This window comes from Cobetia marina, assembly GCF_001720485.1.
GTDB lineage: Bacteria > Pseudomonadota > Gammaproteobacteria > Pseudomonadales > Halomonadaceae > Cobetia > Cobetia marina.
This window is the reverse complement of sequence record NZ_CP017114.1, coordinates 906657-925839: the sequence shown is the minus strand read 5'-3', so window position 1 is coordinate 925839 and position 19183 is coordinate 906657. Positions and strand designations below refer to the sequence as shown.

Annotated in this window: 18 protein-coding genes; all 18 read left to right on the top strand. The window is 68.0% G+C overall.

What is annotated here, in order from left to right; all coding sequences use genetic code 11:
* Positions 1-204 precede the first annotated feature (204 nt).
* The 18 genes from BFX80_RS03935 to BFX80_RS03850 all read left to right on the top strand — a co-directional run bounded on the left by BFX80_RS03935 (position 205) and on the right by BFX80_RS03850 (position 19175).
* Positions 205-912: a beta-ketoacyl synthase chain length factor gene (locus tag BFX80_RS03935; RefSeq protein WP_167592968.1), complete on the top strand. Its 708-nt coding sequence runs from the start codon at positions 205-207 to the stop codon at positions 910-912.
* Positions 912-1757 carry a lysophospholipid acyltransferase family protein gene (locus tag BFX80_RS03930; protein WP_084208002.1) on the top strand — a complete coding sequence of 282 codons (846 nt, stop codon included), beginning with the start codon at positions 912-914 and terminating at the stop codon, positions 1755-1757. The genes BFX80_RS03935 and BFX80_RS03930 overlap by 1 nt, the downstream gene beginning before the upstream one ends.
* Before the next feature lie 160 nt (positions 1758-1917).
* Complete coding sequence (locus BFX80_RS03925) at positions 1918-2187, top strand: phosphopantetheine-binding protein (RefSeq protein ID WP_077375262.1); 270 nt, start codon at positions 1918-1920, stop codon at positions 2185-2187.
* Positions 2177-2449, top strand: a complete 273-nt coding sequence (locus tag BFX80_RS03920; RefSeq protein WP_240499665.1) for an acyl carrier protein — start codon at positions 2177-2179, stop codon at positions 2447-2449. Before BFX80_RS03925 ends, BFX80_RS03920 begins: the two co-directional genes overlap by 11 nt.
* A complete protein-coding gene (locus BFX80_RS03915; RefSeq protein WP_084208000.1) occupies positions 2446-3057 on the top strand; it encodes a COG4648 family protein in 612 nt (203 codons plus the stop codon). Before BFX80_RS03920 ends, BFX80_RS03915 begins: the two co-directional genes overlap by 4 nt.
* Positions 3057-5048: an AMP-binding protein gene (locus BFX80_RS03910; RefSeq protein ID WP_157109429.1), complete on the top strand. Its 1992-nt coding sequence runs from the start codon at positions 3057-3059 to the stop codon at positions 5046-5048. Before BFX80_RS03915 ends, BFX80_RS03910 begins: the two co-directional genes overlap by 1 nt.
* Positions 5045-6994, top strand: a complete 1950-nt coding sequence (locus BFX80_RS18085; protein WP_084207999.1) for a glycosyltransferase family 2 protein — start codon at positions 5045-5047, stop codon at positions 6992-6994. Before BFX80_RS03910 ends, BFX80_RS18085 begins: the two co-directional genes overlap by 4 nt.
* A 135-nt stretch (positions 6995-7129) precedes the next feature.
* Entirely contained in the window at positions 7130-8737 is a 1608-nt protein-coding gene (locus BFX80_RS03900) for an HAL/PAL/TAL family ammonia-lyase (protein WP_084207998.1), read from the top strand.
* Complete coding sequence (locus tag BFX80_RS03895) at positions 8734-9351, top strand: acyl-CoA thioesterase (RefSeq protein WP_276204871.1); 618 nt, start codon at positions 8734-8736, stop codon at positions 9349-9351. Before BFX80_RS03900 ends, BFX80_RS03895 begins: the two co-directional genes overlap by 4 nt.
* Positions 9351-9926, top strand: a complete 576-nt coding sequence (locus BFX80_RS03890) for a LolA family protein (protein WP_084207997.1) — start codon at positions 9351-9353, stop codon at positions 9924-9926. Before BFX80_RS03895 ends, BFX80_RS03890 begins: the two co-directional genes overlap by 1 nt.
* Entirely contained in the window at positions 9923-12280 is a 2358-nt protein-coding gene (locus tag BFX80_RS03885; protein ID WP_084207996.1) for an MMPL family transporter, read from the top strand. The genes BFX80_RS03890 and BFX80_RS03885 overlap by 4 nt, the downstream gene beginning before the upstream one ends.
* Before the next feature lie 84 nt (positions 12281-12364).
* Positions 12365-13759 carry an NAD(P)/FAD-dependent oxidoreductase gene (locus BFX80_RS03880; RefSeq protein ID WP_084207995.1) on the top strand — a complete coding sequence of 465 codons (1395 nt, stop codon included), beginning with the start codon at positions 12365-12367 and terminating at the stop codon, positions 13757-13759.
* The gene (locus BFX80_RS03875) at positions 13756-14430 is read left to right on the top strand and encodes a DUF3261 domain-containing protein (protein WP_084207994.1); all 675 of its coding nucleotides are present in this window, start codon (positions 13756-13758) and stop codon (positions 14428-14430) included. Before BFX80_RS03880 ends, BFX80_RS03875 begins: the two co-directional genes overlap by 4 nt.
* Before the next feature lie 23 nt (positions 14431-14453).
* Entirely contained in the window at positions 14454-15755 is a 1302-nt protein-coding gene (locus BFX80_RS03870; protein WP_084207993.1) for a beta-ketoacyl-ACP synthase, read from the top strand.
* Positions 15749-16393 carry an ApeP family dehydratase gene (locus BFX80_RS03865; RefSeq protein WP_205632730.1) on the top strand — a complete coding sequence of 215 codons (645 nt, stop codon included), beginning with the start codon at positions 15749-15751 and terminating at the stop codon, positions 16391-16393. The genes BFX80_RS03870 and BFX80_RS03865 overlap by 7 nt, the downstream gene beginning before the upstream one ends.
* Positions 16393-17187 (top strand): 3-oxoacyl-ACP reductase FabG, encoded by a 795-nt coding sequence (gene fabG / locus BFX80_RS03860; RefSeq protein WP_084207992.1) that lies wholly within the window; start codon positions 16393-16395, stop codon positions 17185-17187. The genes BFX80_RS03865 and fabG overlap by 1 nt, the downstream gene beginning before the upstream one ends.
* Complete coding sequence (locus BFX80_RS03855; protein ID WP_084207991.1) at positions 17187-18443, top strand: beta-ketoacyl-ACP synthase; 1257 nt, start codon at positions 17187-17189, stop codon at positions 18441-18443. Before fabG ends, BFX80_RS03855 begins: the two co-directional genes overlap by 1 nt.
* A gap of 192 nt (positions 18444-18635) precedes the next feature.
* Positions 18636-19175, top strand: a complete 540-nt coding sequence (locus BFX80_RS03850) for a heavy metal-binding domain-containing protein (protein WP_240499664.1) — start codon at positions 18636-18638, stop codon at positions 19173-19175.
* Positions 19176-19183 lie beyond the last annotated feature (8 nt).

Sequence of the window (19183 nt, the reverse complement as noted above, 5' to 3'; positions counted from 1 at the left end):
AGTCCAGTGCTCATGCCCGCAAGGCGCCCAGCGCGCGGTGGCGCGAGGTGCCGGGTCCGCGACGTCTCACTCGCGCGGCATCGGGCATTTGTCCACCAGAGCACCAACGGTCGGCCTGATGGGCCGCTGGCTTGGGCTGGCCGTTTCCCCTGCGGTACACTGAGGCTCCAATATGGCAACGATGCGTTCACGGACAGGAACCTCATGCGTCTGACTGATTGGCGAGCCTGGCAGGCGAGTGCGACACGCACGACCCACGACGGTCGCACCGACATCACCTCCTCCCCGCGTGCCGAACAGGTACCGGCGATGCTGCGCCGCCGACTGAGTCCGGTCGGGCAGGCATGCTGCAAGCTGCTGTTCACCCTCGACCCTGAGGGCGATCTGCCGATCATCCACGCCTCCCGACATGGCGACACCAGCAAGATACTTGCCCTGCTCGACTCGGCCACCCAGCCGCAGGAGGCCTTGTCACCCGCACGCTTCTCGCTCTCGGTGCACAACGCCATCCTTGGCATGTACTCGATCACGCGTCAGTCCCATCAGCCGCTCGAGGCGCTCGCCGCCTGCGGTGACGAGTTCGATGCACTGATGAGCGAAGCGCTCGGCTATCTGGGGGAGCGGGAGGAAGTCATCGTGCTGTTCTCCGATATCGCCGCGCCAGAGGCCTTCCAGCACCACGGCGACTATCCCGAGCATGCCAGTGCCGTCGCCATGCGCTTGAGCCGCACCTCGCCTGAGGCCCCGCGGCTCGCCGCCTTGCCAGTCGACGCCGAGGAGCCGGCCCGCCACGCCCCGACCCCCATCGAGGTGATCGAGTGGCTGGAAGCCGCCGGACAGACACCGCTCGTCTGTCGCCGGCAGGCCTGGCAACTGAACCCTCCTCCCGCCACTGACGCCGCGCCGCAGTGATGACGTCTCCTCGTGCCTTCGGGCTATCCTCCCCCCTCGGGCGCCTGTGGCGTGGCATCGCCACCGCCATCAGCTTCAGCGTCTTCGGGCTGGGTGGCCTGCTGCTGGGGGGGCTGCTGCCCCTGCTGACAGTAAGCATGCGCGATGGCGAACGCCGCCAGCGCCTGGCGCGCCGCATCATCCATCACGCCATGCGCGGCTTCCTCCAGCTGATGCGCGGCCTGGGTGTGCTCGACTACCGTCTGCACGACTGTCAGCGTCTGCAGCGCCCGGGGCTGCTGGTGCTGGCCAATCATCCGACACTGATCGACGTGGTCTTCCTGATCGCGCTGATCCCCCACGCAGACTGCGTGGTCAAGGGGCGTCTGGCCCGCAACCCGTTCACTCGCGGGCCGATCCGCGCCGCCGGCTATATCACCAACAACGAGCCACAAGGCGTGCTGGATGCCGCCCGCGAGAGCCTGGCCAAGGGCAACGCCCTGATCCTGTTCCCCGAGGGGACGCGCAGCGTGCCGGGCCGCGCCCTGAAGTTCCGTCGCGGCGCCGCCAACATCGCCCTGCGCACGCCCTGTGACATCACCCCGGTGCTCATCGACTGCCAGCCCAGCACGCTGACCAAGGGCGAGCCCTGGTACCACATCCCCGCGCAGCGCGTGATGCTCAATCTCAAGGTACTGCCGGACATGGCCCCCGAGGTCTCCCGTACACAGGAGCAGGATGAGCCGGAGGCGCCGCTGTCCCGGGATGCCCGCGAACTGACCCGCCAGCTGGCGGGCACCTTCGCCACGCAGCTCGAGCGTTTCCAGCAGGCCATCGCGGAGCCTGACAGCCCCCATCAGGCATGAAAGTCTGTGCAGGAAGGCCAGGCATGAGTGGCAGACATGTCACGAAGGCATGCCGCAGATTCATCCAGATGGCATATCTGCCGTTATTGAATGACTGACCCCCGACATCATCGCTGATCCATGGATCAACGACCCTGACGCGCTAGAGAGAGGATTTCCCATGAGTGATACCACCTCGCTGGAACTGGAACTCAAGCAGCTGATCATCGATACGCTGGAGCTTGAAGACATCACCCCGGACGACATCGTCGCCGATGAGCCGCTGTTCGTGGACGGCCTGGGGCTGGATTCGATTGACGCCCTGGAGCTGGGCCTCGCGCTGCAGAAGCGCTACGGCATCACCCTGGATGCCGAATCCGAGGACACCCGGGCCCACTTCGCCAGCCTCAACGCGCTGCGCGAGATGGTGGAGGCCCGTCGTGAGCGCTGATCAACCGACCCCCTCCCGCGAGGAGATCTACGCCCATGTCCGCAGCACCCTGATCGAGCTGTTCGAGATCGAGGCCGCTGACATCCACCCGGAGGCGCGCCTCTACGAGGATCTCGACATCGACAGCATCGATGCCGTGGACCTGGTGGTCGAGCTCAAGAAGTTCACCGGCCGACGCATCGACGCCAACGACTTCAAGAGCGTGCGCACGCTCAACGATGTGGTCACCGCCGTCGAACAGCTGACACAGCGCCAGGCATGACGCCGTCGTCCCCTGACAGCCGCACGCGCCCCGCACTGAGCAGGGTGCTGCTCGGCGTGCTGGGCATCGTGGCCGCTCTTGGCTGGCCACTGCTGGTCTACGCCCTGCTGTCGCGCCTCACCGCAGACAGCGGCGCGGTCAGTGGACACTCGTCGCCTTGGGTGTGGGCCTTGATCCTGTTCGGCGCCCTGCTGATCCAGCGCCTGCCGCTGCATCCGGCACTGCGCCTGGGTCTGGCCGCCCTGCTGGTGGGCATCAGCGTGGCGAGCGAGGCCGAACTCGGGCTGCGGGCCTATCCGGTACTGGTCAATCTGGCCATGCTCAGCGTCTTCGCCACCAGCCTGTGGCGCGGCATGCCGGTGGTCGAGCGCCTCGCACGCCTCAAGGAACCCGACCTGCCCCCTGCCGGCGTGCGCTACACCCGCCAGGTCACCCGGGTGTGGTGTGCCTTCTTCCTCTTCAATGCCAGCATCGCCGGCTGGACGGCCCTGCATGCCGACCTGGCGACCTGGACGCTCTACAACGGCCTGATCAGCTATGTGCTGATGGGCCTCCTGTTCGGCGGTGAATGGCTGGTTCGCCGTCGCCTGCGGAGTTCACACACCTGATGCCTGACTCATCTCCCGTCAGCCCGGATACGCCGGTCACGTCGCTGTTGACGCAGCATGTCTGGCGTCAACTCGCCGAACAGTCACCCGAGGCGCCGGCCTGCTGGCTGGCCATCCCCGGTCACCCACTGCGCGCATTGACGCGTGCCGAACTGATGGCGCGCGTGGACGCCTGGCATCACTGGCTGGACTGCCTGCCCGGTGATCACGACGCCCGCCAGCCCGGTGCACGCTGGGTGCTGTTCCAGCCCACCACGCTGGGCGCCTGCGTGCAGCTGCTGGCGCTGTGGGAACGCGGCATGCGGGCGATCCTGCCGGGAGATGACCGCCCCGAGACCCTGGCACGTCTGGCGGGCGGCAGCGCCGGCCAGCTCCCCGAGACCACCGCCGATGGCTGGCCACCGGGACAGCCCGCCCCTTCAGGTACTGCCGCGACGGCTTCTGCACCTGCCCCTGTACGACCGGACACCACGCCCGATGCCGCACGCATCGCACTGGAGCTTTGCACCTCCGGCTCCACCGGCGAGCCACTGCGCATCGCCAAGCGCTTCGACCAGCTCGAGGCCGAACTGGCCGTGCATCGCGTGCTATGGCCGCTGGCGACAGGCCCTGATACAGCCCTGGCGTCCACGCCGGACACCGTCAGCCTCAGTCAGGTCAGCCATCAGCACATCTACGGTCTGCTGGTCTCGCTGCTGCGTCCGCTCAGCGAAGGCGTGCCGTTCCTGAGCGAAGCCTGCCACTACCCGGAGCAGCTGGCCGCCGCCATCGCTCAGCTTTCCGGGCTTGGTCATCGCTGCCAGCTGGTCAGCTCTCCGGCCCAGCTGGCGCGTCTGCCACAGACCGATGAACAGACGCCATCCGCCGTCCCTCTGGCGGAACTCGGTCAGGTATTGCGGGTCTTTTCTTCGGGCGCTCCGCTGCCGGCAGAGGCTGCCCGTCATGCCGAAGCCAGCCTTAAGGCACCGGTGATCGAACTCTACGGCAGCACCGAGACGGGCGGCATCGCCCGGCGCCGCCAGCAAGAGACAGCCCACTGGACGCCGCTGCCGGCAGTAGAGATCACCTTCTCGCCGGACTTCGCGGTGCGCTCGCCATTTCTGGAAGCGCCTGATCAGTGGTGGCAGCAGGCCGACAACGCCGCGCCAGTGGCGGCTGAAACGTCGTCGCAAGGCGAGCACCACGCGGCACCACGCTTCCAGCTACTGGGGCGCAGTGATCGGCTGGTCAAGCTGGCCGGCAAGCGGGTCTCGCTGAGCGCGGTGGAGCGCTGCCTGAGCGAGCAAGCGGAGGTGCTGGAGGTACGTTGCCTGCCGATGCCCACCCGCGATCATCGCCTGGGCGCAGTGGTGGTGATGGAGGAGCGCGCGCTGCCGCAGGATCACGCCAGCCGCCGCGATCTGATCGCCCGCCTGCGCCGCGCGCTGATGCCGGGCTTCGAGCGCATCGCCCTGCCGCGCTACTGGCGCTTCGTCACGCGCCTGCCGCTCAATGCCCAGGGCAAGTTCACCGCGGACTCCATCGCGCGGCTGTTCGCCGATCTCGATGATCCGCGCCTGCCACGCTGGCTGGGGGACACCTCCAGCGGGCCACAGCAGAGCACCCTGGAAGCCGAGGTGCCTGATGGTCTGGTCTATCTCGACGGCCACTTCGCCGCCCAACCGCTGGTGCCGGGTGTGGTGATGCTCAAGTGGGCACGCGAGCAAGGCAGGACACTGCGGGTGAACGGCGTAGGCATGGACGATGCGCCCTTCCTGCGCCTGGAACGCCTCAAGTTCTCCAACCTGCTGCTGCCCGGCATGCGCTTCACGCTGAGCACTCACCTGCTGGAAGACGCCCAGGGCCTGCGGCTCGACTTCCGGCTGGAATCCCGCGCAGGCCTGCATGCCAGTGGACGGCTGCGTCATGGTCAGCCGCATGCTCCGGACGTCACCCGCGATGACGGGCCCGCGGCCACCCCATCCCCCCATTCCACCTCGGAGGCGTCATGAGCCAATCCCCTGCGCCTGTGAGCGACTCGCAGCACGATTCTGAGCAGCATCTCTCTCGCCAGAGCGCTCCTGAACAGAGCAACGCCCTGCGCGCCTGCGTGGTGATCCCGGTCTACGATCACCCCGCCACCATCGCCGGCGTCTGTGCGGGCCTGGCACCGCTCGGCCTGCCCATCGTGCTAGTGGATGATGGCTGCAGTGCCCCCTGCGCCGAGGTACTCGATCAGCTGGCGGCCGAGGGCCATCACCTGGTGCGTCGCACGCACAATGGCGGCAAGGGAGCGGCGGTGCGCAGTGGCCTGCAGGCTGCCGAGCAGCTCGGCTTCACCCATGCCCTGCAGGTGGACGCCGATGGCCAGCACGATGTCAGTGACCTGCCCGCCTTCCTGAAGGGCATGCAGGACAATCCCGACTGCCTGCAGATCGGCTATCCCGAATACGATGCCAGCGTGCCGCGCATCCGCTTCTACGGTCGCTACGCCTCACATGTCTGGGTATGGATCAACACCCTGTCGCTGGCCATCCGCGACACCATGTGCGGCGTGCGCCTCTACCCGCTGGCCGCCACCAATCGCCTGTTGGCGCGCAATGACTGTGGCGATCGCATGTCCTTCGACACCGAGGTACTGGTGCGCTGGTACTGGGCCGGGGGCGAGGTGGCCAACCTGCCGGTGCGTGTCAGCTATCCCACCGGAGGCGTCAGCCACTTCCGCCCCGGCCACGACAACCTGTTGATCAGCGCCATGCATACCCGCCTGTTCTGCGGCATGCTGCTGCGCTCGCCGACACTGGCCTGGCGCACGCTGAGCCGCCGAGGCGGCAAGCGGCAAACCGCCCACGCTCAAGATGACGCGCTGACAGATGGCGAAGGCCGTGCAGCACAGACCGCCGACGACAGCGTCGCGCCCAATCACTGGGCCCGCCTGTCCGAAACCGGCTCATTGAGCGGCATGCGGCTGATGGTGACGATCCGCCGTCGGCTCGGGGCCTGGCCGTTTCGCATCGCGCTGTTCCCGGTGCTGATGTGGTATTTCCTGCTGCGCGGCGTGGCGCGACGTGCCTCCTTCGATTACCTCAGACGCCTGGAGCCCGGACTTGGTGGCGTGCGCCTGTGGGCCAGAAGCTTCGCCCACTTCATGCAGTTCGGTGAGGCGATCATGGACAAGGTCTCGGCCTGGAGCGGCGAGATTCCGCTCTCCTCGCTGACCGGCACCGGTCCGGAAGACCTGCGCGATGCCGCGCTGCGTGGCGAGGGCGGCATCATCCTCGTCGCCCACCACGGCAATCTGGATGTGATCAATGCCATCGGCGAGCGCCACGACATCGACCTGTGCGCGCTGGTGCACACGCGTCACGCCGAGAAGTTCAACCAGTTGCTGGAACAGGCCACCGGGCGCAAGCCGCCGCAGATGATCGAGGTCAGCGAGATCACCCCCGCTACCGCCATGGCGCTGGGTGACCGCGTCAATCGCGGTGGCTTCGTGGTCATCGCCGCGGACCGCGTGCCGATTCCCCCCGAAAGCGTGGCGGCAGAACGGGAAAACGCGGGGGGAAGCGAGCGGGAGAGCGTGGAACAGAGCGCCGTCACCCGCGCCCGTGTCCAGCACTGCGACTTCATCGATCAACCTGCGCCCTTCCCCGTGGGCCCCTTCATGCTGGCGGCGCTGCTGCGCTGTCACGTCTACACCCTGAGCTGCGTGCGCGAGCAGGGCGGTGCCAATCCCCGCTTCCGGGTCGATTTCGCGCCCTTCGATGACAGCCGCGCCATCAAGCGCAGCACCCGCGAGGCATGGATTGAGCAGGCCATGCAGCGCCATGCCGGTCATCTCGAGGCGCGTGTCAGACGCCACCCGCTGCAATGGTTCAACTTCTTCGACTTCTGGCACCAGGCGCCCGACGTCCCGACCTCTAGCGAAGGTGCCTCGGAGTCCGAGCGAGTGACCTGACGGCTGGCGCGTCACCCCGTCTTTCTCAGTTTCAGATTCAGGTTCAGGTTCAAGCTCAGATTCAGATTCAGATTCAGGTTCAGGTTCAGATTCAGTTGTCCGTCTTTCAGGCTCTCGGCTTTCAGGTACCTCGTCATGTCATATCCCGTCTCAACCACTGCCCCGGCGCTGACGCTCGACGGCAGTGATATCACCCTCGAGCAGCTGATCGACGTCGCCGAGGGCCGGTGTGGCGTACGTCTGAGTGATGCGCCTGCCTTCCGAGCGCGCATCGAGGCCGGCCCCGCCCTGCTGGAACGCTTGCTGGAGGAGGAAGGCGTGGTCTACGGCGTCACCACCGGCTACGGCGATTCCGTGACCCGCGCCGTGCAAGGCGCGGAAGACCTCGAGGCCCTGCCACGCCACCTCTACACCTTCCACGGCTGTGGCATGGGCGCGGACCTTGACGTGGTCAGCAGCCGCGCGGTGGTGATGGTGCGCCTCGTCTCGCTGTGCCGTGGTGTCTCCGGGGTCAGCCTGGCGCTGCTGGAACGCCTTGTCTGGCTGCTCGACCACGACATCCTGCCGCGCATCCCCGAGGAAGGCTCGGTGGGCGCCAGTGGCGATCTCACTCCGCTGTCCTATCTCGCCGCCGTGCTGTGTGGCGAGCGCGAGGTGTGGGTGCGCCCCGGCGCAGGCCAGCCACATGCACTGCGCCCGACCGCTGACGTCTTCGCCCAGCACGGCCTGACACCCTATGTGCTGCGCCCCAAGGAAGGCCTGGCGCTGATGAACGGCACCGCCGTGATGACGGCCCTCGCCGCACTGGCCTTCGGTCGCACCTGCTACCTCAGCCGTCTGAGTGCGCGCATCACCGCGCTCAGCGTGCAGGCACTGGAAGGCAATCCCTACCACTTCGATGCCGACCTGTTCGCCGCCAAGCCGCATCCCGGTCAGGCCCGCGTGGCGCAGTGGCTGCGTGATGATCTGGCCCACCCGGCGGCGCCGGAAGTCGATGCCACACCGATCAACTCACCGCGCCTGCAGGACCGCTACTCGACGCGCTGCGCGCCCCACGTCATCGGCGTGGTCGAGGACAGTCTCGACTGGTGGCGCCGCTTCCTGGAGACCGAGCTCAACAGCGCCAACGACAACCCGCTGATCGATGTCGAGGCCGGCAAGATCCTCCACGGCGGCCACTTCTACGGCGGCCATGTGGCGATGGTGATGGATAGCCTCAAGACGGCGGTCGCCAACCTGGCCGACCTGCTCGACCGCCAGCTGGCCCTGCTGGTCGACAGCCGCTACAACCGTGGCCTGCCCAGCAACCTCAGCGGTGCCACGCCGGAGCGCGCGCCGCTCAACCATGGCTACAAGGCGGTGCAGATCGGTGCCTCGGCCTGGACGGCGGAAGCCCTCAAGCTGACCATGCCGGCCAGCGTCTTCTCGCGCTCCACCGAATGCCACAATCAGGACAAGGTCAGCATGGGCACCATCGCCGCGCGGGATGCCCTGCGCGTGCTGGCGCTGGTCGAGCAGGTCGCCGCCGCCACCCTGCACGCCGCCGCGCAGGGCTGTGAGCAACGCGCCGCCATCGCCGGCCACAGCGCCACGCCACCGAGCCTGGCGGCCTTCGTCAGCGAGCTGCGCGAGGACATCGCCCCGCTCGAGGAAGATCGCGGTCTGGAGGCCGATCTGCGCCTGCTGTGTGCGCGCATCCGTGAGCGCCACTGGGCCCTGAGCGCAGACGAGGCCAACGCATGAGCGAGCAGACAGCCCTGAGCGAGCAGACAGCCTTGAGCGAGAAAACATCTCTGAGCGAGCAGACAGCCACGAGCGAGAAAAACGCCATGAACCAGCCCGCCGAAACGCCGATACCCAGCGCCACGGTGGAAATGGAAGTGCCCTTCCACGACGTCGACATGATGGAAGTCGCCTGGCACGGCCATTACGTGCGCTATCTCGAGATCGCCCGCTGCAAGCTGCTCGACATGCTCGACTACAACTACCCGCAGATGCGCGAGTCAGGCTATGCCTGGCCGGTGATCGACCTGCGCCTGCGCTACGCGGGCCCGGCGCGCTTCGGCCAGCGCATCGCCGTCACCGCGCGCCTGCGCGAGTGGGAAAACCGCCTCAAGCTCGATTACGTGATCCGCGATGTCGAGAGCGGCAAGCGCCTGACCCGTGGCCATAGCGTGCAGGTCGCCGTCGGACTCGCGGATGGTGAGATGCTGCTGGCCTCGCCGCCTGCGCTCAGCGAGCGGCTGGCCGCCTGGCAGGCCAGCCAGTCACAGACCAGCCCGTCGCAGGCAGACCCGTCACAGACAGCCGACGAGGACGCGCCTGCCACCCCGCCCCCGACACGAGGAACGCCGTGATGACGTCACGCCTTGCCATTGCCGCCACTGCCCTGCTGCTGACTGCCAGTGCCTTCGGGGCCAGCGCCGCCGAATTCGACGCCCGCGCCCTGACCCAACAGCTGGCGCGCACCGCCCCTGTCTGCGGTGATTTCCAGCAGACCCGCTGGCTCGAGGATGTCGGCGCACAGCTCAAGAGTCGTGGCCAGTTCCATCTGATCGGTGATCCGAACGCGCCCGAAGGCCTGGTGTGGGAAACCACCTCCCCCATCGAGGACCGTCTCGAGATGCGCCCGAATGCCAGCGAAGGCCCGGACGGCGAGCCGCTGCCCGCCGACCAGCAGGCGATGGCGGAGCTGTTGGTCAACTTCTTCCACGGCGACTGGCAGGCGCTCGAGGAGCACTTCACGCTCCAGCTCACCGGCAGCGCGGATGACTGGCAGGCCAGCCTGACACCGCGTGATGCCCGTCTGGCCGAGGCCATCGAACACCTCGAGATCGAGGGTGGCAGCTGGCTTGACCACCTGACCCTCACCAGCGGCGACGGTGACCGTCTTGCCCTGACCCTGACACCGCGCGATCAGTGCCCCGAATGACAGGGCGCGGCGACTCGCATGACACGGGGCTGGATCGCGCCGCCTGGCGCTGGCTGTGGGCCGGCGTGCTGCTGCTGTGCGCGGTGCTGCTGGCCGGGAAGCTCGCCCCGCAGAGCCCATGGCGAGGCGCGATCGACACCCGCATCACCGCCATGCTGCCAGCGCAGGAACGCAGCCCGTTGGCCGCGCGCGCCGAATCGCTGGAGGACACCGCCAATCGGCTGGTGATGCTGGTCGGCGCACGCGATGCCAGCGCCACGTCACTCAAGCAGCGTGACGCCGCCGCCCAGGCGCTGCGTCAGGCGCTCGCCCCCCTCGCGACGCTGGATGACGGCAAGAGCCTCGCCAGCCTGCGCCTGCCGGCCGAGGTCCAGCCGGCCCTGATCGCCCCGCGGCTTGCCGAGCTGAGTGACGAGCAGTGGCAGGCGCGCGCCCTCAGGCAGCTGTTCCAGCCCGGCGGCCAGCGCGACCTGATCCATGATCCCTTCGGTCTCGCCGGCGCCTGGCAGGACTGGCTGACACCCGCCAACCTGTCGCTGTCCGGCGGCCAGCTGTTGCTGCGCGCGCCGACGTCAAGCGGTGAGCAGCCTGGCAGCGGCTATCGGCTGATCAGCGCCACCCTCACCGGCAGCGCCTACGCGATGGGTGATCAGCAGGCGCTGGAACAGGCCGTGAATGGCGTGAGGGCCGACTACCCCGACGTCAGGCTGCTGCGCTCCGGGCTGGTCTTCCATGCCAGTGCCGGAGCGCAGCAGGCCAGACAGGAAATGTCGACCATCGGGCTCGGCTCGCTGATCGGCGTGCTGCTGTTGCTGTGGGCGGTGTTCCGCACCCCACGGCGGCTGCCGTTGCTGCTGGTGCCGGTGGCCACGGGCGTGCTGTTCGCGCTGCCGCTGACCTGGTGGGCCTTCGGCAGCCTGCATGTGCTGACGCTGGCCTTCGGCGCCAGCCTGATCGGCATCTCCATCGATTACGTGTTGCATCTGGAGTGCATGCGCCGACTGGCGACGACGAAGGGCCGTGGCGGACTCGCTGCGTTATGGCCGGGCCTGACGCTGGGGCTGTGCTCCAGCCTCGCCGCCTATCTGGCCATCACCCTGACGCCGATGCCCGGCCTGCGCCAGATGGGCATGTTCGCGGCGCTCGGCTTGCTCGGCGCTTGGCTGAGCGTACGCCTGTGGCTGCCGCAACTGCCACTGCCGGCACAGGCCACTCGCGAGGACTCCTCCGCCGCCCGCGCCGCAGGCTGTCTGGCGCGCGCCATTCCCGGCAGGCGCAGCTGGCAGGCGCTGGGTCTGCTGCTGGTGGCCGCGCTGGCCAGCCTCTACGGACTGCGCAGCGATGACCGTCTCACTCAGCTCAACCCCTCGCCTGCGTCGCTGATCAACGAGCAGCGCGAGGTCCAGCGTCTGCTCGCCGAACCGGACGGCCTGCGCTACCTGATCGTGCAGGCCGAGAATGATGCCGCGCTGCTCACGCGCCTGCAGGCACTGGAAGACACCTTCCAGCAGCTGGATGCCCAGCAGCAACTGGGGCACTGGGCGAGCCTCGCCCAGCAACTGCCGACGCTTGAACAGCAGCAGGCCAACCTCGGCGCCATGCGTGAACGCACCCGCACCCTGCTGCCCCAGGTGCTTCGTCAGGCGGGCCTGCCCGCCGCGCTGGTGAAACGTGCCGAGCAGGCCATCGAAAGCGCCCATCCGTTGCGCCCGGCCGACTGGGTCACACTGCCCGCCGGTGAGATGGGCCAGCGACTGTGGCTCGACTCCCGCACCGCCGCCATCGGCATCGTGCGCTTTGGTGATGTCACGGCCGAGGGCAGCGCCGCCCTGGCACGCCTCGCGGCAGGCGATGACCGCCTCGAGTACGTCGATCAGGTCGCCAGGCTTTCGACGACGCTCGGCAGCATTCGCAGCGAAATGGCCTGGCTGGTCAGTGCTGCGGTGGTGGTGATCAGCCTGCTGCTGGCGCTGCGCTATCGCCGCAGCACCTGGCGCGCCCTGCTGCCGCCGCTGGGCGGACTGGTACTGACGCTCGCCGCCCTGACGCTGGCGGGCGTCGGCCTCAACCTGTTCCACCTGCTGGGCCTGCTGCTGGTACTGGGGATTGGCCTGGATGCGGGTATCTTCTGTGCCGAGCATCCTGCGCGCAGCGCAGAAAAAGACAGGAGCGGAGACACCGCCAGCCGCGCCTCGCAGGCCAGTCTGCTGGCGATCTCGCTGTCATGTGCCTCCAGCCTGCTAGCCTTCGGATTGTTGAGTTTCAGTCAGACACCGGCATTGGCCGCACTGGGGCTGGCCTGCCTGCTGGGGCTGACGGCCACCTGGTGCCTGGTGCCCTTCGCCCGCAGTTGAGGCGATCTCGTCACGCGGGCCAGACGGAGGCGGGAACACGAATGCCGTCATGAACACATAACGACAACGACAGGGGACGATGCCATGGAATCGGCAGATCACAGCAACAACCCACCACGCAAGGAAGTCATCATCATCGGCGCCGGACCTGCCGGGGCGGCGGCGGCGGCCTGGCTGGCGCGCGCCGGCCATGCGGTACGCGTGCTGGAGCGCAGCCACTTCCCGCGCTTCTCCATCGGCGAGAGCCTGCTGCCGCGCTGCATGCAGCATCTGGAGGCCTGTGGCCTGATGGAGGCCGCCGCCGCCGGTGGCTATCAGCGCAAGACCGGTGCGGCCTTCACCCGGCGCGGCGAGCATCGCGTGATCGACTTCCGCGACAAGTTCAGCGACGGCCCCGGCACCACCTGGCAGGTGGAGCGCGCCGACTTTGATCAGCGTCTGATCGAGGGCGCACGGGCGGCAGGCGCCGAGGTCGAATTCGGCGTCACGGTCACGGGCTTCACTCCCGCTCGCCCCACGCAGAGCGACGCCACCGGCCATGCCCAGGGGCCTTGCCTCACGCTGGAAGATGGCCGCGAGCTCAAGGCCGCCTTCGTGCTGGATGCCAGCGGCTATGGGCGCGTGCTGGCGCGGCTCGAATCGCTTGAGCGTGATCCGCGTCTGGAGCCGCGCATGGCGCTGTTCGGCCATGTCCACGATGGCATCGCCGACCTCGCGCCGCCCGCCGAGGGCTATCGTCGCGACACTATCCTGATCGCCTCGCACCCGGGGCATCCGGATGTCTGGTACTGGCTGATTCCCTTCGCCAATGGCCGCGCCTCGCTGGGCGTGGTCGGCCCGCGTGAGCTGATCGAGCCTGCCGCCGGGGACGATGCGCAGACACACCTGTGGCAGTGGGTGATGGAAGAACCGCGCCTGGCGGAGCTGCTGCGCGATGCCACGCCCGCCAATGCCGTGCAGTCGCTGGGCGGTTACAGCGCCGATGTCAGCCGCCTGCATGGCCCGGGCTATGCGCTGCTCGGCAATGCCGGCGAGTTTCTGGACCCGGTGTTCTCCTCCGGCGTGACCATCGCGCTGGAATCCGCCCTGCGCGCCGCGCCGCTGGTCGCGCGCGAACTGACCGCGACCCGCGATGAGCAGCGCCCGGACTGGGCCAGCGAATACGAGCTGCCATTGCGACGTGGCATCGAGGTGTTCCGCGAGTTTGTCACCGCCTGGTACGACAGCCGCCTGACCGACATCATCTATCACCCTCGCTCGCCGGACCGCATTCGCCAGATGATCAGCTCGGTCCTCGCCGGCTACGCCTGGGACGAGGCCAATCCCTTCGTCAGCGCCAGTCGTCGTCGCCTGACCGCACTGGCCACGCTCTCGGCAGCGCAGGCGACGCAAGCGGAGACCTGCGAGCCCGCCGCAAGCGCTCTCTCAACGGCCGGCACGCGGCAGAATGACGCCAGAAAAGGTAAAGTATCGTCATGATATCCATGCGTCTCTCGCCTCATGCCGTCTCAGTCGGGCGGCGATCCGTCGGACTGCTGCTGGCGATCAGCCTGCTGTTGAGCGGCTGCAGCCTGCTCGTGCCCGGTCCGCTCAGCGCCGAGAGCCCGATGCCGGCCCTGACGAGCCTGCAGGAGAGCAGCACCCAACGTCTGATTCTGCGCGTTGAGCGTAACAAGAGTGAGGCCAGCGAGAATCGCGCGGCAGCAGACGCCGCTGAGGACGAGGCTCGCGACCTGCCGCCCCTCATCGGCGTGCTGCGCCAATCGCCCGAGGCCATGCGGCTGGTGCTGCTCAGCGTGCAGGGCCAGCGACTGCTGACACTGGTGCATGACGCCGATGGCAGCCGCTTCGAGAAGGCCCGCCCCGAGGTGCTCGAGAAGCTGCCCTTCACCGCCGACTGGCTGGCCCGTCGCATCGCCTGGGTCCACTGGCCACAGGCCGCGATCGATGACGCCTTTGCCGGCAGCGTTTGGCAACTGGTGCAGCACGGCGAGTGGGACACGCCTCACCAGACCGCGCAGCGCCTCATCCTGCGCGATGGCGAGCGCATGGCCGAGCTGACCCGCGACGCCGAAGGCCGCGTAATCCTGCGGGACCCGGCCACCGAGATGCAGATGACGCTAGATCCCCTGTCTTCCCCCAGCCCCTGACGACTCACCGGAAGCTTCCCCGCATGACTGAACCCGTCACACCCGAGGCACCTGATACCCGCCATGGCCTCACCCCTCGCAGCCCATGCCGTCTGTCTCGGCCCGGTATCGTCTGTCCGCTGGGCGCCGACCACGGGCTGATCAGCAGTGCGCTGTTCAGCGCCAGTCGCGGCCTGCGCGTCAGTGATGACTTCAGTCCCGGCACGCCGCTGTCACTGGGCCGTGTCACCGCGCGGCTGGTGGATGACAGCGACTGGCCGGCCCCGCTGCGCTCACGCAACAACCGCTTGCTGGCCACCGCGCTTGAGCAGCTGACACCGGAGCTTGAGGCCCTCAAGCGCCAGGGCATCGCGCCGGAGCGCATCGGCGTGGTGCTGGGCACCAGTACCTCCGGTATCGGTGAGACGGAAGCTGCGATGGACGCCCAGCGCGCCGCCGTTGCCCAGGGCACGCCGAGCGCCGACAGCTGGCCGGAGAGCTTTGAATACCGCCGTCAGGAACTGGGCGCGCCCGCCGAGTGCGTGGCCTGGTTGAGCGGCGCGCGCGGGCCGGTCTACACCCTCTCCACCGCCTGCACCTCCAGCGCCAAGGCCCTGGCCAGCGCACGGCGTCTGCTGGCCTCCGGGCAGTGTGATGCGGTGATCGCCGGTGGGGCCGACAGCCTGTGCCACATGACGGTGAAGGGCTTCATGAGTCTGGAGGCCGTCAGCCGCCAGCAAAGCCAGCCCCTGGGCGCCGCGCGCGACGGCATCAATCTGGGCGAGGCCGCGGTGCTGTTCGTGGTCACGCCGGAGCACGGTGGCGTGCAGCTGACCGGCGTCGGCGAATCCAGCGATGCCCATCACATCTCCGCGCCCTGCCCGGATGGCAGCGGTGCCGAGGCCGCGATGCGTGGCGCGCTCGCCAGCGCCGGCCGCGCCCCCGGCGAGATCGACTACATCAACCTGCACGGCACGGCCACGCCGCTCAATGACGCCATGGAAAGCCTCGCCATCAGCCGCCTGTTCGGTCCCGATGGCGACGAGGCCGCAAGCCGTCCGCCCGCCGTCAGTTCCACCAAGGCCCTCACCGGCCATACGCTGGGGGCCTGCGGGGCGCTGGAAGCCGCCTTCTGCTGGCTGACGCTGGAACATGGTCGCCTGCCGCCGCACGCCACCCCGCGTGAAGCACTGGACCCGACACTGCCCGCGCTCAACATCGTCTATCGTGACCGCCCCGAGACCCCGCCGCTCAGAGTGATGAGCAATGCCTTCGCCTTCGGCGGCAACAACATCTCGCTGATACTGGAGCGTCACGCCACCGACCCGGAGTCCTCTGCATGCTGACCCCGACCGCTACCCCCGCCACGCCGCTACCCGACGGCACGTCTTTTCATGACGAGGGCTATCCCGTCATGCCCTGCGCCATCGGCCCCTATGTGCCACACGAGGCGGGCATGTGCCTGCTGGATGAGGTGCTGGCCTGTGACGAGCACTCGCTGAGCGCGAGCGTGCGCCCCTCGCCCGAGGATCTGTTCGCGGAGCTGGACGGCGCTGGCCAGGCCGTGATTCCCGCCTGGGTCGGGCTCGAGTGGATGGCCCAGGCCATCGCCGCCTGGTCGGGCCTGCAGGCCGCGCGCGCAGGCCAGTCACCCCGCGTCGGGTTTCTGCTCGGCAGCCGCCGCTATGAGAGTGAACTGCACGCCTTCGCCTGCGGGCAACGCTGGCAGATAGACGTGCAGCTCGACTATCGCGCCGACAACGGCCTGGGCGCCTTCAAGGCCACCCTCAGCGACGAGCACGGCACGCAGGTCGCCCGTGCCGGCGTGAATGTCTTCGAGCCGCCCGCCCAGGCCGTGGCGTCTGCCGTGTCGGAGGAAGGAAGCTCTGAAGCAGGCCCACAGGGGCGCTCACCAGAACACTCACAAGAACACTCACCCGGTCAGCAGGATGCTGCCGGTGCCGCACCGCAAGGTAATGTCTGATGTCTGTCACACCTCCCGCTACTCGAACTACCCCTGCTGACAACCAGGGGGCCGCCGCTGCCAATGAGACGCGCGAGTGGATTCTGGTCACCGGCTCCAGCCGTGGCATCGGCCGCGCCATCGCGCTGCGTCTGGCCCGCGAAGGCTACAATCTGGTGCTGCATTGCCGCTCGCGCCGTGATGCCGCCGAGGAGGTCGCGCGTGAGATCAGCGCCCTGGGCGGTGAATCGCGCATCCTGAACTTCGATGTCGCCGACCGCGAGGCCGCACGCAGCGCGCTGGAGGCCGATGTCGAGGCCCACGGCTGCTACTACGGCGTCATCTGCAATGCCGGCATCCACGCCGACAACGCCTTCCCGGCGCTCACCGATGAGGACTGGGACAGCGTGATCCGCACCAACCTCGATGGCTTCTACAACGTGGTCAAGCCGCTGGCGATGCCGATGGTGCGTCGCCGCAAGCCGGGGCGCATCATCGTGATGTCCTCGGTGTCCGGCATGATGGGCAATCGCGGTCAGGTCAACTATTCCGCCGCCAAGGCGGGGCTGATCGGCGCGGTCAAGGCGCTGGCGGTGGAACTGGCCAAGCGCCGCATCACCGTGAATGCCGTCGCGCCGGGGGTCATCGCCACCGAGATGACCGAAGGGGTCGAGATGGACGAGGCGCTGAAGATGATTCCCATGCGCCGCGCGGGCGAGGCCGAGGAAGTCGCCGCCACCGTGGCCTTCCTGTGCTCGAAGGATGCCGGCTACATCACCCGCCAGACCATCGCGGTGAACGGAGGGATGTTCTGATGACAGCTCCCTCTTCCCCGCTGCGCGGCCATCGCGTCGTCGTCACCGGCATGCATGGCTTCTCGCCCATCGGCAATGACTGGCCGACCCTGCGCGCCAATCTGGCCGCGGGCCGCACCGGCATCCGCTATATCGAGGATTGGGACAAGTACGAGGGTCTCAACACGCGTCTCGGCGCGCCGGTCAGCGATTTCGAACTGCCCAAGCACTACAACCGCCGGGCGCTGCGCAGCATGGGGCGCGTGGCCCAGCTGGCGACCCGCTCCAGCGAGCTGGCGCTGGAAGCCGCAGGACTGAGTGACAGCCCGCTCAAGGAGAGCGGCCAGATGGGCATCGCCTACGGCGCGTCCGCCGGTGAGCCGGACGCGGTGGCGGACTTCGGCAACATGCTGATCAACCACTCCACCGATGGCCTCAACGCCAACTCCTACATCCGCATGATGGCGCATACCGCCCCGGTGAACATCGGGGTCTTTCTCGGCATCAAGGGGCGGATTCATACCACCTCCAGCGCCTGCACCTCCGGCAGCCAGGGCATCGGCTATGCCTATGAGGCGATTCGCTTCGGCCGCCAGATAGCGATGGTCGCCGGGGGCTGCGAGGAGCTGTCCGCCGCCGATGCCGCGGTGTTCGACACCCTGTTCGCCACCAGCACCTGCAATGACCGCCCGGACCGCTCGCCGCGGCCCTTCGATGCCGAGCGTGACGGGCTGGTGATCGGCGAAGGTGCCGGCACGCTGATCCTCGAGGAGCTGGACCACGCCCTGGCGCGTGGCGCGACCATCCACGCCGAGATTCTCGGCTTCGGCACCAACTCCGATGGCCGCCACGTCACCCAGCCGGACGCCGACATGATGGAGGCCGCGATGCGCATGGCCCTTGACGATGCCGGCCTCTCGGCCAGCGAGATCGGCTATGTCAGCGCGCATGGCACCGCCACCGAGCGCGGCGACATCGCCGAGAGTCACGCCACTCATGCCGTGTTCGGGGAACGCACGCCCATCAGTGCCTTCAAGAGCTACACCGGCCATACCCTGGGGGCCTGCGGCGCGCTGGAAGCCTGGATCGCCATCGAGATGATGAGCGAAGGCTGGTTCCACGGCACCGCCAACCTCAAGGACATCGACCCGCGCTGCGCGACGTTGGACTACCTGCGTGACGGCGGCCGCGAGATCGAGACGGATACGGTGATGAGCAACAACTTCGCCTTCGGCGGCATCAATACCTCGCTGATCCTGCGGCGCTGGCAGGGCTGACGACGCCCGCACGGCCCTCGGGGTCATCGGGCGCGTGACTGTCGCCACCAGACGACTTTGCAGCGGGTCACAACTGGCGCAAGATACGCGCCCGCTGCATGGTCTATGGTGTGATTGGCTCACGCCGTTGGCTGGATGAAGGCGATATTCCCTGGCGTCGAGCCAGTCAAACCCTGTCAGGAGAGGTGTCAGATGGCGTCATCCGTTGCTCAGTCGTTCGTTTCCTCGTCACACCCCATGGCCCACGCCAGCACGGCGCCGGCCGGCCGCCTGTCGCGGGGACGCGTGCTGGTGTCCGCCCTGGTGCTCGGCGCGGCCGGGCTGCTGGCCTCCGCGCCGGCACAGGCGCGGGATACGCAGCACTTCCTGCCCATCATGCCGGTGATGGCCAGCACTGCGGCCAGTCAGCGACTGGGCAAGGATGTGGCCTTCTTCTTCGGTGACAAGCAGCCCTACGAGCGCATCGAGAAGCGTGGCTGGGCACGGGTGAACCCGAAGACCAACGCGACCAACAAGAGCGATGCCGCGGCCTGCCGCTGGGTGTTCCTGTCGGCGCTGCGCGAGCTGCAGGAGAAGGCGCGGGAATACGGGGCCAATGCCGTCATCAACATTCGCAGCGACTATGACAACGTGCCCTACTCCAGCAGCGAGAAGTACGAGTGCCACGCGGGCAATGTCGTCGCGGGCGTCGCGTTGCGCGGGGATCTGGTGATCCTGCATCCGAAGAACTGATTCGCCAT